We start from the raw sequence: 22,762 nt of genomic DNA, 5'->3' as shown, positions 1-22,762 counted from the left end.
CAGGAGTGTGACGCGTGCTGGAACGTCTGTCATGGAAAAGGCTCGTCTTTGAACTGATCTTATGCTGTATTCCGGCCTTCCTTCTGGGGGCCTTTCTTGGACACCTGCCGTGGTTTCTGCTGGCGTCGGTCACCGGGCTGCTGATCTGGCATTTCTGGAACCTGCTGCGCCTCTCGTGGTGGCTGTGGGTTGACCGAAGTATGACGCCGCCGCCGGGAAGCGGCAGCTGGGAGCCGCTGCTGTACGGTCTGCATCAGATGCAGATGCGTAATAAAAAGCGTCGCCGCGAGCTGGGAAGCCTGATTAAGCGTTTTCGCAGCGGTGCAGAGTCGCTGCCGGATGCCGTTATTCTGACGACCGAAGAAGGGACGATCTTCTGGTGTAACGGCCTTGCGCAACAGCTGCTGGGCCTGCGCTGGCCCGACGACAATGGCCAGAATATCCTCAACCTTCTGCGATATCCCGAGTTCACGCTGTATCTGAAAAAGCGTGATTTTACCCGCCCGCATAATCTGAAGCTCAATAATGGTCGCCATCTGGAAATCCGCGTGATGCCCTACAGCGATAAACAGTGGCTGATGGTGGCGCGCGATGTCACCCAGATGCACCAGCTGGAAGGGGCGCGTCGCAACTTCTTCGCCAACGTCAGTCACGAACTGCGTACACCGCTGACCGTGCTTCAGGGATACCTGGAGATGATGCAGGAGCAAACGCTTGAAGGCGCGCCGCGTGAAAAAGCGCTGCACACCATGCGCGAGCAAACGCACCGGATGGAAGGGCTGGTGAAGCAGCTGCTGACGCTCTCGAAGATTGAAGCGGCGCCGTCGCTCGCGCTAAATGACACCATTGATGTGCCGATGATGCTGCGGGTCGTTGAGCGTGAAGCGCAGACGTTAAGCCACAAAAAGCATCACCTGACTTTTGAGGTCGACAATACGCTGAAGGTGCTGGGCAGCGAAGATGAACTGCGGAGCGCCATTTCCAACCTGGTATATAACGCGGTGAATCATACGCCGGAGGGGACGAATATCGTGGTGCGCTGGCACCATGCCCCAACGGGGGCTGAGTTTAGCGTGGAAGACAACGGGCCGGGGATTGCGCCTGAGCATATTCCGCGTCTGACCGAGCGCTTTTACCGTGTGGATAAAGCGCGATCCCGGCAAACAGGCGGAAGCGGCCTGGGGCTGGCAATTGTGAAACACGCGGTGAATCACCATGAAAGCCGTCTCGATATTCAGAGTACGCTGGGTAAAGGAACCCGCTTCAGTTTCGTTATTCCGGAACGATTAATTGCCAAAAAGATCGCCTGACGGCAGGCGTGTCATTTTACCTTTCCACGGGTCAGCGTCTGCTGGCCCGTTTGCTTTGCAGTCAAGCGAAACGCGGATGAATTTTATACGGCTGACTGTTTTTTGTTCGCATGATTAGCCATGGGTTTTTCTTATAAATAGCGTATTGTTCTGACGTGTATTTTCATGCTGGCATATTGTTCTGGTTTTGCGATCCCACCTTGCCTTTAAACGTTATAAGCGTTTAAATTGCGCCCCAGATACTGTCAGACCGACTGTATTTGCGTGGTAAATCGAAAAACTATTCTTCTCCACGCCAGGACGGGAGCATTTCCCGCTGAAATTGAGCAAATTTTCGGCTGTATCGTCCCGTCAGGGATATCGAAAATCTCAATGTTTTCAACACCACATCCACAGGCAGTAAGGTTTTATGACCCATCACTTAAAATCGCGTGACATCATCGCGCTGGGCTTTATGACATTTGCGCTGTTCGTTGGCGCAGGCAACATCATTTTCCCTCCAATGGTTGGCTTACAGGCGGGTGAACACGTCTGGACCGCCGCGTTTGGTTTCCTGATTACTGCCGTGGGTCTGCCGGTTCTGACCGTCGTTGCGCTGGCGAAAGTCGGCGGCGGTGTGGATAGCCTCAGCACCCCGATTGGCAAAGTGGCGGGCGTTCTGCTGGCAACCGTCTGCTATCTGGCCGTTGGCCCGCTGTTTGCGACCCCGCGTACGGCAACCGTGTCCTTCGAAGTGGGTATTGCTCCCCTGACCGGTGACGGTGCGATGCCGCTGTTTATCTACAGCCTGATCTACTTCGCGATCGTGATTCTGGTTTCCCTCTATCCGGGCAAGCTGCTGGATACCGTGGGTAACTTCCTGGCTCCGCTGAAAATTGTGGCGCTGATTGTTCTGGCTGTTGCGGCCATCGTCTGGCCAGCGGGCCCAATTAGCGACGCGATGGACGCCTATAAAAATGCCGCGTTCTCTAACGGCTTTGTGAACGGCTACCTGACGATGGATACGCTGGGCGCGATGGTGTTTGGTATCGTTATCGTTAACGCCGCGCGTTCCCGCGGTGTGACCGAAGCGCGTCTGCTGACCCGCTATACCATCTGGGCTGGCCTGATGGCCGGCGTGGGGCTGACGCTGCTGTATCTGGCGCTGTTCCGTCTGGGCTCCGACAGCGCCATGCTGGTTGAGCAGAACGCCAACGGTGCGGCTATCCTGCACGCCTACGTTCAGCACACCTTTGGCGGTGCGGGCAGTATGCTGCTGGCAGCGCTGATTTTCCTTGCGTGTCTGGTGACGGCGGTTGGCCTGACCTGCGCCTGCGCAGAGTTCTTTGCACAGTATCTGCCGCTCTCTTACCGCACCCTGGTGTTTATCCTCGGTATCTTCTCCATGGCGGTGTCCAACCTCGGTCTGAGCCACCTGATTCAGGTCTCTATTCCGGTGCTGACGGCGATTTACCCGCCGTGTATCGTGCTGGTGGTGCTGAGCTTTACTCGCCCGTGGTGGAACAACTCTTCACGAATTATTGCGCCAGCCATGTTTATCAGCCTGATTTTTGGTATCCTTGACGGGATTAAAGCATCAGCTTTCGCGCACATACTGCCGGCATGGACACAGCGTCTGCCGCTGTCCGAGCAGGGTCTGGCCTGGCTGATGCCTACCGTTGTTGCACTGGTTCTGGCGATTATCTGGGACCGTGCTGCAGGGCGTCAGGTCGCATCGAACGCTCATTAATCAACGGCAACAAACTGTTTAACCACGGGGCTTAAGGCCCCGTGGTTTTTTGTTTTTTTCGTGTTGAATGGCAAGATTTAAATGGAAAGCACTAACAAACTTAAACGTGGATTGAGCACGCGCCACATCCGCTTTATGGCGCTGGGCTCTGCTATCGGCACCGGTCTTTTTTATGGCTCGGCAGATGCCATCAAAATGGCCGGTCCCAGCGTTCTGCTGGCGTACATCATCGGCGGCGTGGCGGCGTATATCATCATGCGCGCCCTCGGCGAAATGTCGGTTCACAACCCGTCCGCCAGCTCCTTCTCCCGCTACGCGCAGGAAAACCTCGGCCCGCTGGCCGGGTTTATCACCGGCTGGACCTACTGCTTTGAAATCCTGATTGTGGCGATTGCCGACGTGACGGCGTTTGGCATCTATATGGGCGTCTGGTTCCCGGCGGTGCCGCACTGGATTTGGGTGCTGAGCGTGGTGCTGATCATTTGCGCCGTCAACCTGATGAGCGTGAAGGTGTTCGGCGAGCTCGAATTCTGGTTCTCCTTCTTCAAGGTCGCCACCATCATCATCATGATCGTGGCCGGTTTCGGCATCATCATCTGGGGAATCGGCAACGGCGGGCAGCCGACCGGCATCCATAACCTCTGGAGCAACGGTGGCTTCTTCAGCAACGGCTGGCTCGGGATGGTCATGTCGCTACAGATGGTGATGTTCGCCTACGGCGGCATCGAGATAATCGGTATTACCGCCGGTGAAGCGAAAGATCCGGAGAAATCCATTCCGCGCGCTATCAACTCGGTACCGATGCGTATTCTGGTGTTCTACGTGGGCACGCTGTTCGTGATTATGTCCATCTACCCGTGGAATCAGGTCGGCACCAACGGTAGCCCGTTTGTTCTGACCTTCCAGCATATGGGCATTGCCTTTGCGGCCAGCATTCTGAACTTTGTGGTGCTCACCGCGTCACTCTCCGCGATCAACAGTGACGTCTTTGGCGTGGGCCGTATGCTGCACGGCATGGCGGAACAGGGCAGCGCGCCGAAGGTGTTCGCCAAAACCTCACGCCGCGGCACGCCGTGGGTAACCGTTGTGGTGATGACCGTGGCGCTGCTATTCTCGGTTTACCTGAACTACATCATGCCGGAGAACGTCTTCCTGGTGATCGCATCGCTGGCGACCTTCGCGACGGTGTGGGTGTGGATTATGATCCTGCTGTCGCAGATTGCGTTCCGCCGTCGTCTGTCGCCGGATGAGGCGAAAGCGCTGAAGTTCAAAGTACCGGGCGGCGTTGCGACGACCGTCGTCGGGCTGATCTTCCTGGTGTTTATCATTGGCCTGATTGGCTACCATCCGGATACCCGCATTTCCCTGTACGTGGGCTGCGCGTGGATCGTCCTGCTGCTGGTGGGCTGGATGTTTAAATGCCGCCGTGACCGTCAGCTGGCGGAAGCGCAGTAATATCCTTTTCCCCTCTCCCCTTGGGAGAGGGAATTTTGCCTCATCCTCCTTTCTCCTCCCCCAATAATCCCGAACGTGATGAGCTATCCTTAACCACCCTGTGGCAAGGTGACGTCAATTTCATCAGAGGGGATTCGTGATGTTAAACGCCTGGCACCTTCCGGTTGCCCCATTTGTTAAGCAAAACAAAGACAACCTTGTGATTACGCTCTGGCTGGCGGGGGAAAATCAGCCTGAACGCGTGACGCTCCGCGCCGAAATAGATAACGAAGAGACCGGCCTGAAAATGCACAAGCTGCGCAGCCAGCCGCAGCCGGGGATCACGGCGTGGCGGGCGAATATCGACCTGAATACTGGGCAGCCGCGCCGCCGTTACAGCTTTAAGCTTTTGTGGAATAACCGCCAGCTGTGGTTTACCCCGCAGGGGTTTAGCCGTTTCCCGCCCGCACGGCTGGAGCAGTTTGCGGTCGATTACCCGGATAACGGCCCGCAGTGGGTTAACGATCAGGTGTTTTACCAGATTTTCCCGGACCGTTTTGCGCGCAGCGAAAAGCGTACTGCGCAGCAGGATAAGGTTTATTACCACCACGCGGCGGGTCACGACGTCATTATGAAAGCGTGGAATGACCCGGTGACGGCGCAGGCTGGCGGCTCGACGTTTTACGGCGGCGATCTCGACGGCATCAGCGAAAAGCTGCCGTACCTGAAAAAGCTCGGCGTGACGGCGCTGTATCTCAACCCGGTGTTTAAAGCCCCGAGCGTGCACAAATACGATACCGAAGATTATCGCCACGTTGACGAACAGTTTGGCGGTGACGAGGCGCTGCTGCGCCTGCGAAAGAACACTCAAAACGAAGGCATGCGCCTGATTCTGGATGGCGTGTTCAACCACAGTGGAGATTCGCACGCCTGGTTTGACCGCCATAACCAGTCGATGGGCGGGGCGTGTCATAACCCGGACTCGCCGCAGCGCGACTGGTACAGCTTTAACGAGGAGGGCCGCGCGCTGGACTGGCTGGGCTACGCGAGCCTGCCGAAGCTGGATTTCCAGTCGCCAACGCTCGTGAATGAAATCTACGGCGGTGAAGACAGCATCGTCCGTCACTGGCTGAAGGCGCCGTGGAATATGGACGGCTGGCGGCTGGACGTGGTGCATATGCTCGGTGAAGCCGGCGGAGCGCGGAATAACCTTCAGCACGTCGCCGGGATTACGCGCTCGGCGAAAGCGGCCCAGCCGGAGGCGTTCGTCTTTGGCGAGCACTTTGGCGACGCGCGCCAGTGGCTGCAGAACGATGCGGAAGATGCGGCGATGAACTATCGCGGCTTTACCTTCCCGCTGTGGGGATTCCTCGCTAACACCGACATCTCCTACGATCCGAATCATATCGACGCTGAAACCTGCATGGCGTGGATGGAGAACTATCGCGCCGGTCTGTCTCATCAGCAGCAGCTGCGGATGTTCAACCAGCTCGATAGCCACGATACCGCCCGCTTTAAATCCCTGCTCGGCAAGGATGCGGCGCGTCTGCCACTGGCGGTGACCTGGCTCTTCACCTGGCCGGGCGTGCCGTGCATCTATTATGGAGACGAAGTGGGGCTGGACGGCAACAACGATCCGTTCTGCCGCAAAACCTTCCCGTGGGAGCCAGAGAAGCAGGACAAGATGCTGTTCAGCCTGTATCAGCGGCTGGCGAAGCTGCGTAAGCAGAGTCTCGCCCTGCGCTACGGCGGCTGCCAGGTGGTATACGCCCACGATAACGTGGTGGTGTTTGCTCGCGTCTATAACCAGCAGCGCGTGCTGGTGGCGATTAACCGGGGCGAGGCCTGCGAAGTGGTGCTGGATGATTCACCGCTGCTAAAGGTGGCTGCGTGGAAGAATAAAGAGGGCAAGGCGACGATACAGGACGGCGTGCTGGCGCTGCCTGCGGTATCCGCGACGATCTGGTTCGGCAGTTAAGACCTGTTAATGTTTCCACTTTTTAAGATGGCGCAAATGCAACTATTTGTGTCAATCTTAACGGATCGTTTACGGTGAAGGTGGAAACATGGACGAGCTTTACATCCTTGGCTGTTTGTTCCTGGTTTTTGCGCTGGTGGTTGCGCCCGTGCTTGCGGTTATCGGCTTTAACCGAAGTACGGCGGCGCGACAGGAGATCGCCCGGCTACGCCAGCGCATTGAGGCGCTTGAGCAGCGCGACGTACCTGAAAGCGCGCCGGAGCCCGTGCAGCCTACCGCGCCAGTGGCTGTGACCGCGCCGGTGGTTGAAGACGCTCCCGCGCCTGTCGACCCCTGGCGTTCCGATACTCCCGCAGCCGTGGCAGAACCCGCTCCGGCCCCGACGCCTGCGGCAAAACAGCCTTCTGCCTTTGGCGGTATCCTGACGTCGCTGGCGCGCTGGTTTATGCAGGGTAATCCGCTGGCGAAGCTTGGGATCCTGCTGCTTTTCCTCGGTCTTTCATTCCTGTTGCGCTATACCGTGGAACATTCCCTGTTCCCGCTTGAGCTGCGCCTCGTGGCAACGGCGCTGTTTGCCATCGTTCTGCTGGCGGTGGGGTGGCGGCTGCGGCATAAGCAGCGTGTCTATGCGCTGATCCTCCAGGGCGGGGCGACCGGCGTGCTCTACCTGACGGTGTTTGGCGCATTCCGGCTCTGGCAAATGCTGCCGATGACGCTGGCCTTTGCGCTGCTGGTGGTGATTTGCGCGGCGAGCGTTGGGCTGGCGGTGCTGCAGAAGGCGCTGAGCCTGGCCATGCTGGCGAGCCTCGGCGGGTATCTTGCGCCGCTGCTGTTGTCCACCGGGGGCGGCAGCTTTGTGGCGCTGTTCTCATTCTATCTCCTGCTTTCCATCGGGATTCTCGCTATCAGCATCTGGCAGCACTGGCGCGAGCTGAACCTGCTCGGGCTGCTGTTTACGTTCGGCGTGGGCGGCCTGTGGGGGCTGAATGACTACCAGCCTGAAGACTATTGGATCTGCCAGCTGTTCCTGATTGCCAATACGCTGATATTCGGCGTCCTGAGCGCGGCGCTGTCGCTGCGGGCGCAGGAGAAAGGGAAGCAGATTATCGACGGCGTGCTGCTGTTTGTCCCGCCGCTGATCGGTTTCGGGATGCAGTACGGCATGACCCGGCACTGGGAGTATGGCCCGGCCCTGAGCGCGCTGGGATACGGCGCATTTTATCTTACCCTCGCGTTCCTTGCGCTGCGGCGCTATCCCTCCATCGGACGACCGCTGGTCATGGCGGCGCTGGCCATCGGCGGCGGATTTGCCACGCTCGCCATTCCGCTGGCGCTGTCGGCGCGCTGGACGGCGATGGCCTGGGCGCTGGAAGGGCTGGGTATCCTCTGGCTGGGCGTACAGCAGAACCAGCGTCGCATGAGCTATAGCGGGACGGTGCTGCTGGTGCTGGCGCTCGGCAGCGCGCTGTGGGCGCAGACGAACGGCGTTACGTCCCTGAGCCTGCTGCTGATCTTCACCATCCTCAGCCTTTGCTGGCTGGCTGCGGCCTGGCTGTGGCGGACTCTCTTTCTGCCGGTCAGCTGGGCGCTGCTGGCAGGCGGGCTGCTGTTCTGGCTCGTGGCGCTATTGGGCGCGTCACAGCTGGCACTGACGAAGGAATTACCGATTCTGGCGGGCGTGCTGGCGCTGACGGCGGCGTCGGTCTGGGGCTGGCGGCAGGCAGCTGCTCGTCTGGCGTGGCGGGAGCTGGATGCCAGCAAATGGCTGCTGTGGCCGGTTATGCTGCTGATGGTGGGTTATCAGCTCTGGCACCAGCAGATCGTTGCCGCCGGCTGGTCAAATCTCGCCTGGTGCGTTGCGCTTCCTGCCGCGCTGATGCTGCTGCGGCGCGACGGTGACAGACTCCTGCCGCGCATCGCGATGGGGCTGCATTTGTCGCTGTTCTGGATGATTTTGCTGGCGCTGGCCGCGGAGCTTTACTGGTTTGCCCGGTCGCTGCCGTGGGGCATGGCGGCCTGGGGCAGCGGAGTAACGATGGCAGCAGGCGGCGGGGTAATTATGGGGCTCTCTGCAGCCGTACGGCGTCGCGGGCGGCCGTTCCGGGAGTGGCCTGCACTCTACGCCTGCCTGGCGCCGATCCCCGTGGTCGTGGCGCTGCTGGTACTGCTGGTGGTGACCAATTTCCAGGACGGCGTGGTCTATCGTCAGACCTGGCTGCCGCTGGTAAACCCGCTTGAGGAAGGCGCAGCGTTCGCATTGCTGGGGCTGGTGGTCTTTTATCGGGCGGTGGATCGCTACTACCCGGCGTGGCTCTCGCAGGCCCGTACGTGGCCTGCCGTCGCGATGATGACGTTTGGCTTCTGGTGGCTTAATGGTGCGCTGATGCGCGCCCTGGCCTGGTACGGCGACGTGGCCTGGAATATGGCATCGCTGTGGGATTCGCGGCTTATCCAGACCTGTTTTGCCCTGTTCTGGATGCTGAGCGCGCTGGTGGTCATGATCCATGCCACCCGTCGGGCTTCCCGGCAGGAGTGGCTCTGCGGTGCCGCGCTGCTGGGCGTGGTGATGGTTAAACTGATGCTGGTGGACAGCGCGGGCGGAGGCGGTTTGTCGCGCGCGGTGGCGTTTATCGGCGTGGCGATACTGGTTCTGATCGTGGGGTATTTCTCCCCGCTGCCGCCCAAAACAGGAGATGAAAAATGAAATGGATGAAAGCGGTAGCCTGTACCGCGCTGCTGGCGCTTTCCGGCCCGGCGTTCTGCGACGAAGGACAAACGGAATCGCCCCGGGACTATGCCTTTGGTCTTTCACTGGATACGTCTGTTCCTTCCCAGTGGTATCGGGTGATGCTGCCGCTCGCCGTCTATGAGCAAAGCACGTCGCCGGATCTGCATGATGTCCGCGTCTTTAACCAGTCGGGCGAGGCGGTTCCCTTCAGCCTGGTCAGCGCGACGCGTCCGCAGGTGCCAGCGCAATCCACCGCGCTGCGCCTTTTCCCGCTGGACGCCTCGCCGCTAGCGGCTTCTCGAGGATCCGGTGATAGCGATAAGATCCTGCTTCGTTCCGGAAGCGGCGTTGAGATTGTGCTGGAGGGGCAAAAAGCCGCCGCAGCCGGGCAACATTATCTGCTGACCCTGCCGGAACAGGCGACGGGCGAGATCGCTATATCCCAGCTGCAGCTGCTCTGGAATACCCCGCAGACGCCGTGGCAGGGAACGGCGTCGGTCTATTACAGCGAGGATCTTAAGCGCTGGTATACCCTGCGCGAGGATATGCCATTGCTGGACGTCGTCAGCGGTCAGGATCGTCTTAAGCTCGATCGGATCGATACCGATACCGTTTTATCTCCCGATGCAAATCGTTATCTCATGGTGGTGCTGAACGCGCAGAGCCAGGGGCTAACCTTGACCGGCGTAAACGCAATCAGCGCACCTGCGCAGGCAGCCCCGGAAGCGGTCGACCTTGAGGGCGAAGTGGAGCAGCTATCGACAAGCGAAGCGCAGTGGCACTGGGCGCGCCCGCAGCCGCTGAGTGCTGTCAGCCTCTCACTGAATGGCGATGGCGTCCTTCCCGTGGAGATCGCGTGGCGGAGTACGGAAAAAGACGCATGGCACCCGCTTAAAAAAGAGGTTCTTTACCGTCTTGAGGGAAAAACGTCGCCACCGGTTTCGCTTAACGGGGGCCTGGTGCAGGCTGTGAAAATCACGACGCTGAATGCGCGTCTGCCAGAATATCTGCCGGGCGTCACGGGACATCGCGACCGCTATGACCTGGTGTTCAACGCGCAGGGGAAAGCGCCGTACGTGCTCGCCTGGGGCAACGGCGCCGCGAAGCCTGCCAGCGTGGAGCCCGGCATGCTGATCCCGGCCGACCTGCGCAAGACCTATGATATGGCGAACCTGCCGCAGGCCGACATTCTGGATGATGTCGCGTTAGGCGGCCAGGAGCGTCTGACCGCTACCTCTGCGGCAGAGCGGGAGAGCAGGATGAACACGCTGCTGGTATGGGGCGTGCTGATTGCGGGGGTGATTCTGCTGGCGGGCATGGCCTGGCGTATCTGGCGAGAGACGCAGCGTAAGGCATAAAAAAAGGCCCGCATAAGCGGGCCTTTTTCGTAAACCGTGCCGATTACAGGCTGGATACGTTCTCAGACAGGTATTTAGCCACGCCGTCTGGAGACGCGTTCATGCCTTCTTTACCTTTTTCCCACTGAGCCGGGCACACTTCGCCGTGCTCTTCGTGGAACTGCAGCGCGTCAACCATGCGCAGCATTTCGTCGATGTTACGACCCAGCGGCAGATCGTTCACAACCTGGTGACGAACGATGCCGTTTGCGTCGATCAGGAAGGAACCACGCAGCGCAACGCCAGCGTCCGGATGTTCGATACCGTAAGCCTGCTGGATTTCGCGTTTGATGTCCGCAACCATTGCGTATTTCACCGCACCGATGCCGCCTTTGTCGACAGGGGTGTTACGCCATGCGTTGTGTACAAATTCAGAGTCGAAGGAGACGCCAACAACTTCCACGCCACGCTTCTGGAATTCTTCATAACGTTTGTCGAAGGCAATCAGCTCAGACGGGCAAACGAAAGTGAAGTCCATTGGCCAGAAGAACAGAACGGTCGCTTTACCGTTGGTGTGCTGTTTGAAGTTGAAGTTTTCAACGATTTCACCGTTGCCCAGAACTGCTGCAGCTGTAAAATCCGGAGCCGGACGAGTTACCAGAACCATATGATTCTCCTGTAGATACTAAGGTTATTTGGAACGCAACGCGAGCCAGTATAGAGAGTGTTCATGGATAAGACAAAGAGGTGGTGACAATCGTTCCGCCAGCTTTTACCTATCAATGTGAATTCTGTCAGAGCTGTTTGTTTTTCGCCTGCACCATCATCCGCGGGTAAAACTGCCAGAAACGCGCTTCCAGGGCATCGTAATGTTCATCCAGGTCATACCAGGAATCCCGCAGCGCATCCAGTCGCGGTCGGCGGCTCGCCATCCCGTTCAGCACGTTCTGGATGAAATCCATCTCGCGATAGCGCTCCAGCCAGCGTTCCGACCATAAATAGTTATTCAGATTCACAAAGCGCGGCGGCGAGTCGGGCAGAATGATCGACACCTGCTGGTGGGCATAGCGCACAAACGCCGGCAAGGGCATCTCCGGCGACAGCTGTTCCCAGTGGCGCGACAGAAAGTGATCCCACATCACGTCGAGCGTGATCGGCGCAACGCGGCGCGTTTCAGGGCGAAACCACGCTTTAGCTTCCGTCACTTCCGGCAGCTTATCTGTCAGTACGTCGATGCGGCGGTGCATAAAAATCCCGTCGACAACCTCAGGGGAATAGTCCTCAGCGGGGTTGCCGCGTACGAAATCGGCCAGCAAATTGCCGGACAGGGAGCTGTCAGCGAGGTGAGCGAGATGCAGGTGAGCGAGAAAATTCATGCGTTTTATTTGTCCGGGGGCGGCTAGTTGTTGCAGCAAAAGGGTGTGAGCACTAGACTATGCCGCCTGTTTTTAAGTCACGAGTATACGTCATGCGCGTCGCCGATTTCTCCTTTGAACTACCTGAATCCCTGATTGCTCACTATCCCATGCCTGAGCGCAGCAGCTGTCGCTTACTGTCACTGGATGGGCCAACGGGCGAGCTGACGCACGGTACTTTCACCGATTTGCTCGACAAGCTCAACCCTGGCGATCTGCTGGTCTTTAATAATACCCGCGTGATCCCGGCGCGCCTGTTTGGCCGTAAAGCCAGCGGCGGCAAGATTGAAGTGCTGGTCGAACGTATGCTCGATGATAAACGTATTCTGGCACATATTCGCGCCTCCAAGGCGCCGAAGCCGGGCGCTGAACTGCTGCTGGGCGATGATGAGAGCATCAAAGCGACCATGACCGCGCGCCACGATGCGCTGTTTGAGGTGGCGTTCGATGACGAACGCACGGTGCTCGATATCCTGAACGCCATCGGCCACATGCCGCTGCCGCCGTATATTGAGCGTCCGGACGAAGAGGCCGACCGCGAGCTGTACCAGACCGTCTACAGCCAGAAGCCTGGCGCCGTCGCTGCGCCGACCGCGGGCCTGCATTTTGATGAGCCGCTGCTGGAGAAACTGCGCGCGAAGGGCGTGGAGATGGCGTTCGTGACGCTGCACGTCGGCGCGGGAACCTTCCAGCCGGTGCGCGTGGACAGCATTGAAGATCACATCATGCACTCTGAGTATGCCGAAGTGCCTCAGGATGTGGTGGACGCGGTGCTGGCGGCGAAAGCGCGCGGTAGCCGCGTCGTGGCGGTCGGTACAACGTCCGTGCGCTCACTCGAGAGCGCCGCGCAAGCCGCGAAGAGCGATCTTATCGAGCCGTTCTTTGGCGATACGCAGATCTTTATCTACCCGGGCTATCAGTACAAAGTGATTGACGCGCTGGTGACCAACTTCCATCTGCCTGAATCAACGCTGATTATGCTGGTGTCGGCATTTGCCGGTTATCAGCATACGATGGCGGCCTACAAGTCTGCGGTAGAACAAAAATATCGCTTTTTTAGCTACGGGGACGCGATGTTTATCACGTACAATCCGCTGGCTTTGAATGAGCGTGTCGGGGAATAAGTCCGCGGCACCGTTTTACAACGTTGGACTGTTTTTCTGACGTCGGAGAAAAAATGAAATTTGAACTCGATACCACCGATGGCCGAGCGCGTCGCGGTCGCCTGGTGTTTGATCGCGGCGTGGTGGAAACCCCCGCGTTTATGCCTGTGGGCACGTACGGCACCGTCAAAGGGATGACGCCGGAAGAAGTAGAAGCCACTGGCGCACAGATTATCCTCGGCAACACCTTCCACCTGTGGCTGCGTCCGGGTCAGGAGATCATGAAGCTCCACGGCGACCTGCACGATTTCATGCAGTGGAAGGGCCCAATCCTGACCGACTCCGGCGGCTTCCAGGTCTTCAGCCTGGGCGATATCCGCAAGATCACCGAGCAGGGCGTACACTTCCGTAACCCGATCAACGGCGATCCGATTTTCCTCGATCCCGAAAAATCGATGGAGATTCAGTACGATCTCGGCTCTGACATCGTGATGATCTTCGACGAATGTACGCCGTATCCGGCCGACTGGGATTACGCAAAACGCTCCATGGAGATGTCTCTGCGCTGGGCGAAGCGTAGCCGTGACCGTTTTGACTCCCTGCAGAACAAAAATGCGCTGTTCGGCATTATCCAGGGCAGCGTTTACGAAGATTTACGCGATATCTCTGTTAAAGGTCTGGTAGAGATAGGTTTTGATGGCTACGCTGTCGGCGGTTTGGCTGTGGGTGAACCGAAGGAAGACATGCACCGCATTCTGGAGCATGTCTGCCCGCAAATCCCGGCGGATAAACCACGATACCTGATGGGCGTGGGTAAACCAGAAGATCTGGTTGAAGGCGTACGCCGCGGCATTGATATGTTCGACTGCGTCATGCCAACCCGCAACGCGCGTAACGGCCATTTGTTCGTTACCGATGGCGTGGTGAAAATCCGTAACGCGAAGCATAAGAGTGACACCAGCCCGCTCGATTCCGAGTGCGATTGCTATACCTGTCGCAATTATTCTCGCGCGTATCTGCATCATCTCGATCGTTGCAACGAGATTTTGGGCGCGCGTCTCAATACCATTCATAATCTTCGTTATTATCAGCGCTTAATGGCTGGTTTACGTAAGGCTATCGAAGAGGGTAAATTAGAGAGCTTCGTGACCGATTTCTACCAACGTCAGGGGCGGGATGTTCCACCGTTGAACGTTGATTAATTTTAATAATGAGGGAATTTGAATGAGCTTTTTTATTTCTGATGCGGTAGCGGCAACAGGTGCTCCAGCGCAGGGCAGCCCGATGTCTCTGATTCTGATGCTGGTTGTGTTCGGTCTGATCTTCTACTTCATGATCCTGCGTCCACAGCAGAAGCGCACCAAAGAGCACAAAAACCTGATGAACTCCATTGCCAAAGGCGATGAAGTACTGACTAACGGTGGTCTGGTGGGTCGCGTAACCAAAGTGGCTGAAAACGGCTACATTGCTATCGCCCTGAACGACACCACTGAAGTGGTCATCAAACGTGACTTCGTAGCTGCCGTTCTGCCGAAAGGCACCATGAAGGCGCTGTAATCCCAACTTTTCCCAAAGGGAACTGCCGTGTTAAACCGTTATCCTTTGTGGAAGTACATCATGCTGGTCGTCGTGATTCTCGTCGGCCTGCTGTACGCGCTTCCCAACCTGTATGGTGAGGATCCGGCTGTTCAAATCACTGGCGCGCGCGGTGTCGCCGCCAGTGAGCAAACGCTGATCCAGGTCCAGAAAACGTTACAAGAAGAAAAAATTACCGCTAAGTCTGTGGCTCTGGAAGAGGGTGCAATTCTTGCTCGCTTCGACACCACCGACACGCAGCTCCGCGCTCGCGAAGCGCTGATGGGCGTGCTGGGTGACAAATACGTCGTGGCGCTTAACCTTGCCCCTGCAACCCCGCGTTGGCTGGCTGCGATGAAAGCAGAGCCAATGAAGCTCGGTCTTGACCTGCGTGGCGGCGTTCACTTCCTGATGGAAGTGGATATGGATACCGCGCTCGGCAAGCTGCAGGAACAGAATATCGACAGCCTGCGCAGCGATCTGCGTGATAAAGGCATCGCTTACACCACCGTGCGTAAAGAAGATAACTACGGCATGAGCATCACGTTCCGCGACAGTGCGGCGCGCGATCAGGCTGTAGATTACCTGACCCAACGTCACCGTGACCTGGTAATCACCTCTCAGGGCAGCAATCAGCTGCGCGCGGTGATGACCGATGCGCGTCTGAAAGAAGCGCGTGAATATGCCGTTCAGCAGAACATCAACATTCTGCGTAACCGTGTAAACCAACTGGGCGTGGCTGAGCCGCTGGTACAGCGTCAGGGTGCTGACCGTATCGTGGTTGAACTGCCGGGTATCCAGGATACCGCGCGTGCGAAAGAGATTCTGGGTGCGACTGCAACCCTGGAATTCCGTCTGGTGAACTCCAACGTCGATCAGTCCGCTGCTGCCGCAGGGCGTATTCCGGGTGACTCCGAAGTGAAACAGACCCGCGAAGGTCAGCCAGTTGTGCTGTACAAACGCGTGATTCTGACCGGTGACCACATCACCGACTCCACCTCGAGCCAGGACGAATACAACCAGCCGCAGGTTAACATCTCGCTGGATAGCGCGGGTGGTAACATCATGTCTAACTTCACCAAGGACAACATCGGCAAACCGATGGCGACCCTGTTCGTGGAGTACAAAGACAGCGGTAAGAAAGATGCAAACGGTCGTGCGGTGCTGGTGAAAGAGGAAGAGGTGATTAACATCGCCAACATCCAGTCTCGTCTGGGTAACAGCTTCCGTATTACCGGTATCAACAACCCGAACGAAGCGCGTCAGCTCTCCCTGCTGCTGCGTGCCGGTGCGCTGATTGCGCCAATTCAGATTGTTGAAGAACGTACCATTGGTCCAACTCTGGGTATGCAAAACATCCAGCAGGGTCTGGAAGCGTGTCTGGCCGGTCTGGTGGTCTCAATCCTCTTCATGATCTTCTTCTACAAGAAGTTTGGTCTGATTGCGACCTCCGCGCTGATCGCCAACCTGGTGCTGATCATCGGCATTATGTCCCTGCTGCCGGGGGCGACGCTGACCATGCCGGGCATTGCGGGTATCGTTCTTACCCTTGCGGTGGCGGTCGACGCCAACGTACTGATTAACGAACGTATAAAAGAAGAGTTGAGCAACGGTCGCTCTATTCAGCAGGCGATTGACGAAGGCTATAAAGGCGCGTTCAGCTCCATCTTCGATGCGAACGTAACAACACTGATTAAGGTTCTTATCCTGTATGCAGTGGGTACTGGCGCGATCAAAGGCTTTGCGATTACAACCGGTATCGGTGTCGCAACGTCAATGTTTACCGCTATTGTCGGCACCCGTGCCATCGTGAACCTGCTGTACGGCGGCAAGCGCGTCAAAAAGCTGTCTATCTGAGGAGTGCGTTGTGGCACAGGAATATACTGTTGAACAATTGAACCACGGCCGTAAAGTCTGGGACTTTATGCGCTGGGACTACTGGGCCTTCGGCATTTCAGGTTTCCTGCTGATTCTGTCCATCGGCATTATGAGCGTGAAAGGCTTTAACTGGGGGCTGGATTTCACCGGCGGTACGGTCATCGAGATTTCCCTGGAAAAACCGGTCGATATGGACCAGATGCGTTTGTCTCTGCAGAAAGCGGGCTTTGAAGAGCCGCTGCTGCAGAACTTCGGCAGCAGCCGCGACATCATGGTGCGTATGCCGCCGGTGCACGATGCCAACGGCAGCCAGGAGCTGGGCAGTAAGGTTGTTAGCGTGATTAACGAAACAACCAGCCAGAACGCGGCGGTCAAGCGTATTGAGTTCGTCGGCCCAAGCGTGGGTGCTGACCTGGCACAGACCGGTGCGATGGCGCTGCTGGTGGCGCTGATCTCCATTCTGGTATACGTCGGTTTCCGCTTTGAGTGGCGACTGGCGGCCGGTGTGGTTATCGCTCTGGCGCACGACGTGGTTATCACCATGGGCATACTGTCGCTGTTCCACATTGAGATTGACCTGACGATTGTGGCATCCCTGATGTCCGTTATCGGTTACTCACTGAACGACAGTATCGTGGTATCTGACCGTATCCGTGAAAACTTCCGTAAGATCCGTCGCGGTACGCCGTACGAAATCTTTAACGTGTCGTTGACCCAGACGCTGCACCGTACCTTGATAACATCCGGTACCACCCTGATGGTGATCCTGATGCTGTTCCTCTTCGGTGGTCCGGTACTGGAAGGCTTCTCGCTGACCATGCTGATCGGTGTCACCATCGGTACGGCGTCGTCTATCTACGTCGCATCCGCTCTGGCACTGAAACTTGGCATGAAGCGCGAGCACCTGCTCCAGCAGAAAGTCGAGAAAGAAGGGGCGGATCAGCCGTCCATTCTGCCGTAAGGCGACGTTTAGCGCGTTATCGAAATCCCGGTCTGTTGACCGGGATTTTTTTTTATCTGCTCCTGACAAACACTCCTGACAGTATGCTGTCAGGAGCCCTGTCGTAGACTCCTTCTGAACCCAAACAACAGGCAGGAGGATGTATGAAAAGCGTCATTAACTGGTTTGAAATTCCGGTCGCGGATATGGATCGCGCCATCAAATTTTATGAGCCGGTGATGCAGCTCGCGCTGCGTCGCGAGAAAATGGACTGTGCGGAGCTGGCCGTTTTCCCGCATGAGGATCCGTATACCGGCGGGGCGCTGGCAAAATTTGACGGCGTTACACCGTCTTTGCAGGGCGCTATTATCTACCTGCATACTGACAATCTGGCGGCCACGCTCGATCGCATCGCCTCCGCGGGCGGCGAGTGCGTGTTTGGCCCGCTGGAACTGCCGCATGGCATTGGCACTATCGCATTGTTTACCGACAGCGAGGGTAACCGCGTCGGCCTCCATCAACCTGCCTGAGAGCGGAATAAGATATGACCCGACGCGCTGACCGTTTGTTTCAGATTGTGCAGATCCTGCGGGGCAGGCGTCTGACAACGGCAGCGCATCTGGCGGACCGGCTTGGCGTGTCCGAGCGCACGATCTACCGCGATATCCGCGATCTGTCGCTTTCCGGCGTGCCGGTGGAAGGTGAGGCGGGGAGCGGATATCGGCTGATGTCGGGTTTTGACCTGCCGCCGCTAATGCTGACAAATAAGGAGTCAGAGGCGCTGATCGTCGCGATTCGCCTGCTCAAAACCTGGGGAGGGGAATCGCTTTCGTGCGAGCTGGAGTCGGCTCAGGAGAAGGTGCTGGCTATCCTGCCCGAGGAGAGTCGTCGAAAGGCGGAGCAGACGCGGATCTACGCCCCGGATTTTTGCATGCAAAGCCACTCCCGCAGCGATTTTGACAGGATCCATCAGGCGATTTCCGCCCAGCGCGTGCTGGCGCTGCATTACCGTGATGAGGCCGGGCAGCTCTCTAAACGCGAGGTCCAGCCGCTGGGCTTGTTCTTCTGGGGGGAGCGCTGGCTGCTGGCGGCGTGGTGCGAACGGCGCGACGACTATCGCTGTTTCCGGCTCGACCGCTGTCTCAATATTGTGCAGACGGAGAGGCGGTTTAGCGAGAGTGCGGACAGATCGCTGGCGGATTTTTTGCGGAAGGTTAAGCAGTAAAAAGCCAGCTCTTGAGCTGGCTTTTTTTGCCCGGCGGCGAGGTAAAAGTAAAACGGCAACGAATGTTGCCGTTTTTTGTATTTGTTCCCTCTCCCTGTGGGAGAGGGTCAGGGTGAGGGCATCAGCCCGCACAGTCCCGAACAGGTTAGAAGTTATAACCTACAACCAGGTAGCCACCCCAACCGGTAGAACGGACGTTTTCGTTCATCCATACCAGTTTCGCGTCGTCGTTCCACTGACCGCCGTTGTGCCAGTAACGCGCAACAACAGAGTAGTGCCAGTGATCGTAGTTCAGCGCCAGAATGTGGCTTGAGGCGATGGAATTGTTGGTACGCTGCTTGATACCGTTCTCTGCGTAACCGCTCTTATCGCCCAGCTCTGAACCCCAGTCGAAGTTGGTGAAGCCGATATAGCTCAGGTTACCGCCCCACAGCTGAGTGATTGGCACAAAGTATTTCACTTTGAAACGGTAGCCATCCCACTCATTCTGGTTTTCGGCACCGTAGTTCTGCCACTGGTATTTCGCGTACACGTTCAGGGACAGGCTCATTGGCAGGCCGGTGTCAACGTCGGTACCCAGACCCATATACCAGGTGCTCTGACGACCGGACTCGTTGCGGCCCATGTCGTAGATATAGTTGTTCGCGAAGTACCACTCTTTGAACGGGCCGAAGCTCAGGTCTGTGCCGGTCAGCTTGTCGATGGAGAAGCGCGGTTCGATCTCCATGAACAGTGGAGAACCGTGGTTCCAGATACCTTTAGCCTGCGAGTTACCGCCGAAGAAGACCGGTGCATCCATATAGCCGTAGAAATCAAACCAGTCTTTCTTGGCGAATGCTTCGTACTCCAGGTAGGTATCGTTGCGGATCTGAGGTCCGAAACGCGTGTGGTAGCTGCCGACCACGTTAACACTCTGGTGCCACCAGTCGGAGAGGTATTGTGGTTTATCGTTTTCCGCTGCGTTAACAGTGAAAGAAGAGGAGAGTGCCAGTACAGCGCCGGCTGCGAGTAATGTTTTTTTCATAATCATGCCACTGATTGAAATTCCCTTCCGGGAGTGAAAAATGCGCGAATTGCGTTTCTAAATATTTCGTGTTTCTGCGGTGCCTATTATAGGAATCCCTGCTCACAAAAATATGTGTTGTTTCACATATCTCTCACGCGCGTAATCGATTGCGTTCACGTTTGCGTACTTTAAACGGGCGGGATTGTAGCGGCAATCATTTATGTTGCCAATCCATACGAAATGTAAATGTTAGCGGAGTGACATTTCACTCCGCTAAAGGGAGGGTTATTGCGCGGCGGGCTGGATATCGTGAATGCGGATGAAACCTAACCGATCCGGAGTGAGTCCGTTAAGCTGCAGCGGAATGTCAACATCGCTCGGAGCCAGCACGCTGGCCGGTGCGGTGAACAGCTGACTGTTAACATTTACCTCCTGGTAGCTCTCAGTGGTGCCCTGAATCTGTCCCCATTCGACGGTGCCGCTGAAGGCGGGCAACGGATCGTTGGACTCGCCCTGAATGCGTAATGTTGCGCGAGTACCATTTGCATTCGCCGCCACATTCACCAGAGACATTTTTAGCGTGCCAATCTGACTATTGAGACGCGCAGGCGTATTCGCTCCCGGCAGCAGATAAACCCCGCTGCTGGATTTGGCGTTTAGCGCGTTTTGCTGGGTGATCTTCACCGTTTCTTTGTTCAGTTTGTCCATCGCCGCATTGAGCGTGTTCACGCTCTGTTTCATCTGACGGACTTCGGTTTGCTGTGCACAGGCGCTAAGGGTGAAGAGGCTCCCCACCAGCAAAATTTTAAGGTAACGTCTTGTCATTGCGTTTATTTCCTTGAAATAACGGATCGCCTTAATGGTAGCCAGACTCGACGTGTCAGACATAGATCCTTTGTCTCAAAAAGCTCTTCCTTTGTTGTCAGGCCAGATCAGGGTAAAATGAAAATTAGTTAACCACATAACAGGGATACCGTATGCATTGCCCATTCTGCTCCGCTGTGGATACCAAAGTCATCGACTCTCGTCTTGTGGGCGAAGGGTCCTCCGTACGCCGTCGTCGGCAGTGTCTGGTGTGCAACGAGCGTTTCACGACCTTTGAGGTTGCAGAGCTGGTAATGCCGCGCGTGGTGAAAAGCAACGACGTGCGCGAGCCGTTTAACGAAGATAAACTGCGCAGCGGGATGCTGAAGGCCCTGGAAAAACGTCCCGTCAGCGCGGATGACGTTGAGATGGCGTTAAACCACATAAAATCTTACCTTCGTGGTTTGGGTGAGCGTGAAGTGCCGAGCAAAATGATCGGTAACCTGGTGATGGAGCAGCTGAAAAAGCTCGATAAGGTTGCCTATATCCGCTTCGCCTCGGTCTACCGCAGCTTCGAAGACATCAAAGAGTTTGGCGAAGAGATCGCCCGCTTACAGGATTAAGCTCATGCAGGATGAGATTTACATGGCGCGAGCCATGAAGCTGGCGCAGCGCGGTCGTTTTACCACCCATCCCAACCCGAACGTCGGGTGCGTTATCGTTAAAGATGGCGAGATCGTGGGGGAGGGGTTTCACTATCGTGCCGGCGAGCCGCATGCCGAGGTTCATGCGTTGCGCATGGCGGGTGAGAAGGCGCGCGGCGCCACAGCCTACGTCACGCTGGAGCCCTGCAGCCATCACGGGCGTACGCCGCCGTGCTGCGAAGCGCTGATCGCGGCAGGCGTTTCACGCGTGGTCGCATCGATGCAGGACCCGAATCCGCAGGTTGCCGGACGCGGTCTGTATCGCCTGCAGCAGGAAGGCATCGACGTCAGCCATGGGCTGATGATGCAGGATGCGGAAGCGATCAACAAAGGCTTTCTGAAGCGCATGCGCACGGGGTTCCCGTATATTCAGCTCAAGCTGGGCGCCTCGCTGGACGGTCGTACGGCGATGGCAAACGGCGAAAGCCAGTGGGTAACCTCACCACAGGCAAGGCGCGATGTGCAACGTCTTCGCGCGCAAAGCCATGCTATTCTCACCAGCAGTGAAACCGTTCTGGCTGACGATCCGGCCATGACCGTGCGCTGGGACGAACTGAATGCCGATACCCAGGCGCTGTACCCGCAGGAGAACCTGCGCCAGCCGCTGCGTATTATTATTGATAGCCAGAACCGGGTGACGCCGGAGCACCGCATCGTCCAGCAGCCGGGTGAAACCTGGATTGCCCGCACTAAAGAAGATACGCGCGAATGGCCGGAAGGCGTGCGCAGCATTATGGTGCCGGAGCATAACGGTCATCTGGATCTGGTAGTGCTGATGATGCTGCTCGGCAAGCAGCAGGTGAACAGCATCTGGGTGGAAGCGGGGCCAACGCTCGCCGGTGCGCTTTTACAGGCCGGACTGGTGGATGAACTGATTGTTTACGTTGCGCCTAAACTGTTAGGTCACGACGCGCGCGGCCTGTTTGTGCTGCCCGGCCTTGAAAAACTGGCCGACGCACCGCAACTCAAATTTAGCGAGATTCGTCCGGTAGGCCCGGATGTCTGCCTCCACTTAACGACAGCGTAATTGCTCCTGAAATAGGGAAGCAGTGCGCAAAGTATTATGATAAAATCCGCCCCCCTGCGGGGCCAAATGAACCCGTAAAGGAAGAGTATGAACATTATTGAAGCTGCTGTAGCTACCCCGGACGCTCGCGTCGCCATCACCATTGCGCGTTTCAACAACTTCATCAACGACAGCCTGCTGGAAGGTGCGATTGACGCCCTGAAACGTATCGGCCAGGTTAAAGATGACAACATTACCGTTGTTTGGGTTCCAGGCGCTTACGAACTGCCACTGGCGGCAGGCGCGCTGGCGAAAACCGGTAAATACGACGCGGTGATTGCGCTGGGTACCGTTATTCGTGGCGGCACTGCGCACTTCGAATACGTTGCGGGCGGTGCAAGCAACGGTCTGGCACACGTTGCGCAGGATGCTGAAATTCCTGTCGCGTTCGGCGTGCTGACCACCGAAAGTATTGAACAAGCCATCGAACGTGCTGGCACCAAAGCCGGTAACAAAGGTGCAGAAGCTGCACTGACCGCGCTTGAAATGATCAATGTATTGAAAGCCATCAAGGCCTGATTTTTTTGTAA

At 57.1% G+C, this 22,762-nt stretch carries 20 protein-coding genes; 16 read left to right on the top strand and 4 right to left on the bottom strand.

The genetic code is table 11. The annotated features are described in order from the left end of the window. The first annotated feature begins 14 nt into the window (after window positions 1-14). The 6 genes from phoR (at window position 15) to HCH49_RS11805 (ending at window position 10,537) form a co-directional block, all read left to right on the top strand. Complete coding sequence (gene phoR, locus HCH49_RS11830) at window positions 15-1,310, top strand: phosphate regulon sensor histidine kinase PhoR (protein WP_058841165.1); 1,296 nt, start codon at window positions 15-17, stop codon at window positions 1,308-1,310. A gap of 409 nt (window positions 1,311-1,719) precedes the next feature. Beyond that, window positions 1,720-3,039, top strand: a complete 1,320-nt coding sequence (gene brnQ / locus HCH49_RS11825) for a branched-chain amino acid transporter carrier protein BrnQ (protein ID WP_023310545.1) — start codon at window positions 1,720-1,722, stop codon at window positions 3,037-3,039. Between the two features lie 81 nt (window positions 3,040-3,120). Next, the gene (gene proY / locus HCH49_RS11820; RefSeq protein ID WP_063429228.1) at window positions 3,121-4,494 is read left to right on the top strand and encodes a proline-specific permease ProY; all 1,374 of its coding nucleotides are present in this window, start codon (window positions 3,121-3,123) and stop codon (window positions 4,492-4,494) included. 139 nt (window positions 4,495-4,633) lie between these two features. Then, entirely contained in the window at window positions 4,634-6,451 is a 1,818-nt protein-coding gene (gene malZ, locus HCH49_RS11815) for a maltodextrin glucosidase (protein ID WP_221702722.1), read from the top strand. Between the two features lie 88 nt (window positions 6,452-6,539). Beyond that, on the top strand, window positions 6,540-9,155 hold the full coding sequence (locus tag HCH49_RS11810) for a DUF2339 domain-containing protein (protein WP_221702721.1): 2,616 nt from the start codon (window positions 6,540-6,542) through the stop codon (window positions 9,153-9,155). Then, window positions 9,152-10,537, top strand: a complete 1,386-nt coding sequence (locus HCH49_RS11805) for a DUF3999 domain-containing protein (protein ID WP_213787638.1) — start codon at window positions 9,152-9,154, stop codon at window positions 10,535-10,537. Before HCH49_RS11810 ends, HCH49_RS11805 begins: the two co-directional genes overlap by 4 nt. A gap of 43 nt (window positions 10,538-10,580) precedes the next feature. Here the strand turns inward: HCH49_RS11805 and HCH49_RS11800 are convergent, their stop codons facing one another. Next, window positions 10,581-11,183 (bottom strand): peroxiredoxin, encoded by a 603-nt coding sequence (locus HCH49_RS11800; RefSeq protein WP_014168840.1) that lies wholly within the window; start codon window positions 11,181-11,183, stop codon window positions 10,581-10,583. Window positions 11,184-11,310: 127 nt separating this feature from the next. Next, entirely contained in the window at window positions 11,311-11,892 is a 582-nt protein-coding gene (gene acpH / locus HCH49_RS11795; protein WP_029741678.1) for an ACP phosphodiesterase, read from the bottom strand. A gap of 92 nt (window positions 11,893-11,984) precedes the next feature. Here acpH and queA point away from each other — a divergent pair, with 92 nt between their 5' ends. The 7 genes from queA (at window position 11,985) to HCH49_RS11760 (ending at window position 18,652) form a co-directional block, all read left to right on the top strand. Then, on the top strand, window positions 11,985-13,055 hold the full coding sequence (gene queA, locus HCH49_RS11790; protein ID WP_023310550.1) for a tRNA preQ1(34) S-adenosylmethionine ribosyltransferase-isomerase QueA: 1,071 nt from the start codon (window positions 11,985-11,987) through the stop codon (window positions 13,053-13,055). 53 nt (window positions 13,056-13,108) lie between these two features. Further along, a complete protein-coding gene (gene tgt, locus HCH49_RS11785; protein ID WP_003859110.1) occupies window positions 13,109-14,236 on the top strand; it encodes a tRNA guanosine(34) transglycosylase Tgt in 1,128 nt (375 codons plus the stop codon). A gap of 22 nt (window positions 14,237-14,258) precedes the next feature. Continuing rightward, the gene (gene yajC, locus HCH49_RS11780) at window positions 14,259-14,591 is read left to right on the top strand and encodes a preprotein translocase subunit YajC (protein ID WP_003859109.1); all 333 of its coding nucleotides are present in this window, start codon (window positions 14,259-14,261) and stop codon (window positions 14,589-14,591) included. A 27-nt stretch (window positions 14,592-14,618) separates the two neighbouring features. Next, window positions 14,619-16,466, top strand: coding sequence for a protein translocase subunit SecD (gene secD, locus HCH49_RS11775; RefSeq protein WP_071789390.1), 1,848 nt, complete (start codon window positions 14,619-14,621; stop codon window positions 16,464-16,466). Between the two features lie 10 nt (window positions 16,467-16,476). Next, window positions 16,477-17,448 carry a protein translocase subunit SecF gene (secF, locus tag HCH49_RS11770; protein WP_023310552.1) on the top strand — a complete coding sequence of 324 codons (972 nt, stop codon included), beginning with the start codon at window positions 16,477-16,479 and terminating at the stop codon, window positions 17,446-17,448. 143 nt (window positions 17,449-17,591) lie between these two features. Continuing rightward, window positions 17,592-17,957: a VOC family protein gene (locus HCH49_RS11765; RefSeq protein ID WP_033144761.1), complete on the top strand. Its 366-nt coding sequence runs from the start codon at window positions 17,592-17,594 to the stop codon at window positions 17,955-17,957. Window positions 17,958-17,971: 14 nt separating this feature from the next. Then, on the top strand, window positions 17,972-18,652 hold the full coding sequence (locus HCH49_RS11760; protein WP_221702720.1) for a YafY family protein: 681 nt from the start codon (window positions 17,972-17,974) through the stop codon (window positions 18,650-18,652). 145 nt (window positions 18,653-18,797) lie between these two features. Here HCH49_RS11760 and HCH49_RS11755 read toward each other — a convergent pair whose 3' ends face one another. After that, entirely contained in the window at window positions 18,798-19,676 is an 879-nt protein-coding gene (locus HCH49_RS11755; RefSeq protein ID WP_039264090.1) for a nucleoside-specific channel-forming protein Tsx, read from the bottom strand. A 267-nt stretch (window positions 19,677-19,943) separates the two neighbouring features. Further along, on the bottom strand, window positions 19,944-20,483 hold the full coding sequence (locus HCH49_RS11750) for a DUF3251 domain-containing protein (protein WP_033146491.1): 540 nt from the start codon (window positions 20,481-20,483) through the stop codon (window positions 19,944-19,946). Window positions 20,484-20,635: 152 nt separating this feature from the next. Between HCH49_RS11750 and nrdR the strand changes: the two genes are divergently transcribed. The 3 genes from nrdR to ribE all read left to right on the top strand — a co-directional run bounded on the left by nrdR (window position 20,636) and on the right by ribE (window position 22,751). Then, window positions 20,636-21,085, top strand: a complete 450-nt coding sequence (gene nrdR / locus HCH49_RS11745) for a transcriptional regulator NrdR (protein WP_221702719.1) — start codon at window positions 20,636-20,638, stop codon at window positions 21,083-21,085. 4 nt (window positions 21,086-21,089) lie between these two features. Further along, window positions 21,090-22,193, top strand: a complete 1,104-nt coding sequence (gene ribD, locus HCH49_RS11740) for a bifunctional diaminohydroxyphosphoribosylaminopyrimidine deaminase/5-amino-6-(5-phosphoribosylamino)uracil reductase RibD (RefSeq protein WP_048975541.1) — start codon at window positions 21,090-21,092, stop codon at window positions 22,191-22,193. A gap of 87 nt (window positions 22,194-22,280) precedes the next feature. Then, entirely contained in the window at window positions 22,281-22,751 is a 471-nt protein-coding gene (gene ribE / locus HCH49_RS11735) for a 6,7-dimethyl-8-ribityllumazine synthase (RefSeq protein ID WP_006176874.1), read from the top strand. The last annotated feature ends 11 nt before the right edge of the window (window positions 22,752-22,762 follow it).

This window comes from Enterobacter sp. Y17, from assembly GCF_019730495.1.
Classification (GTDB): domain Bacteria; phylum Pseudomonadota; class Gammaproteobacteria; order Enterobacterales; family Enterobacteriaceae; genus Enterobacter; species Enterobacter asburiae_B.
Note: the sequence above shows the minus strand (reverse complement) of the source record. Positions and strands in the feature narration are given on the sequence as shown.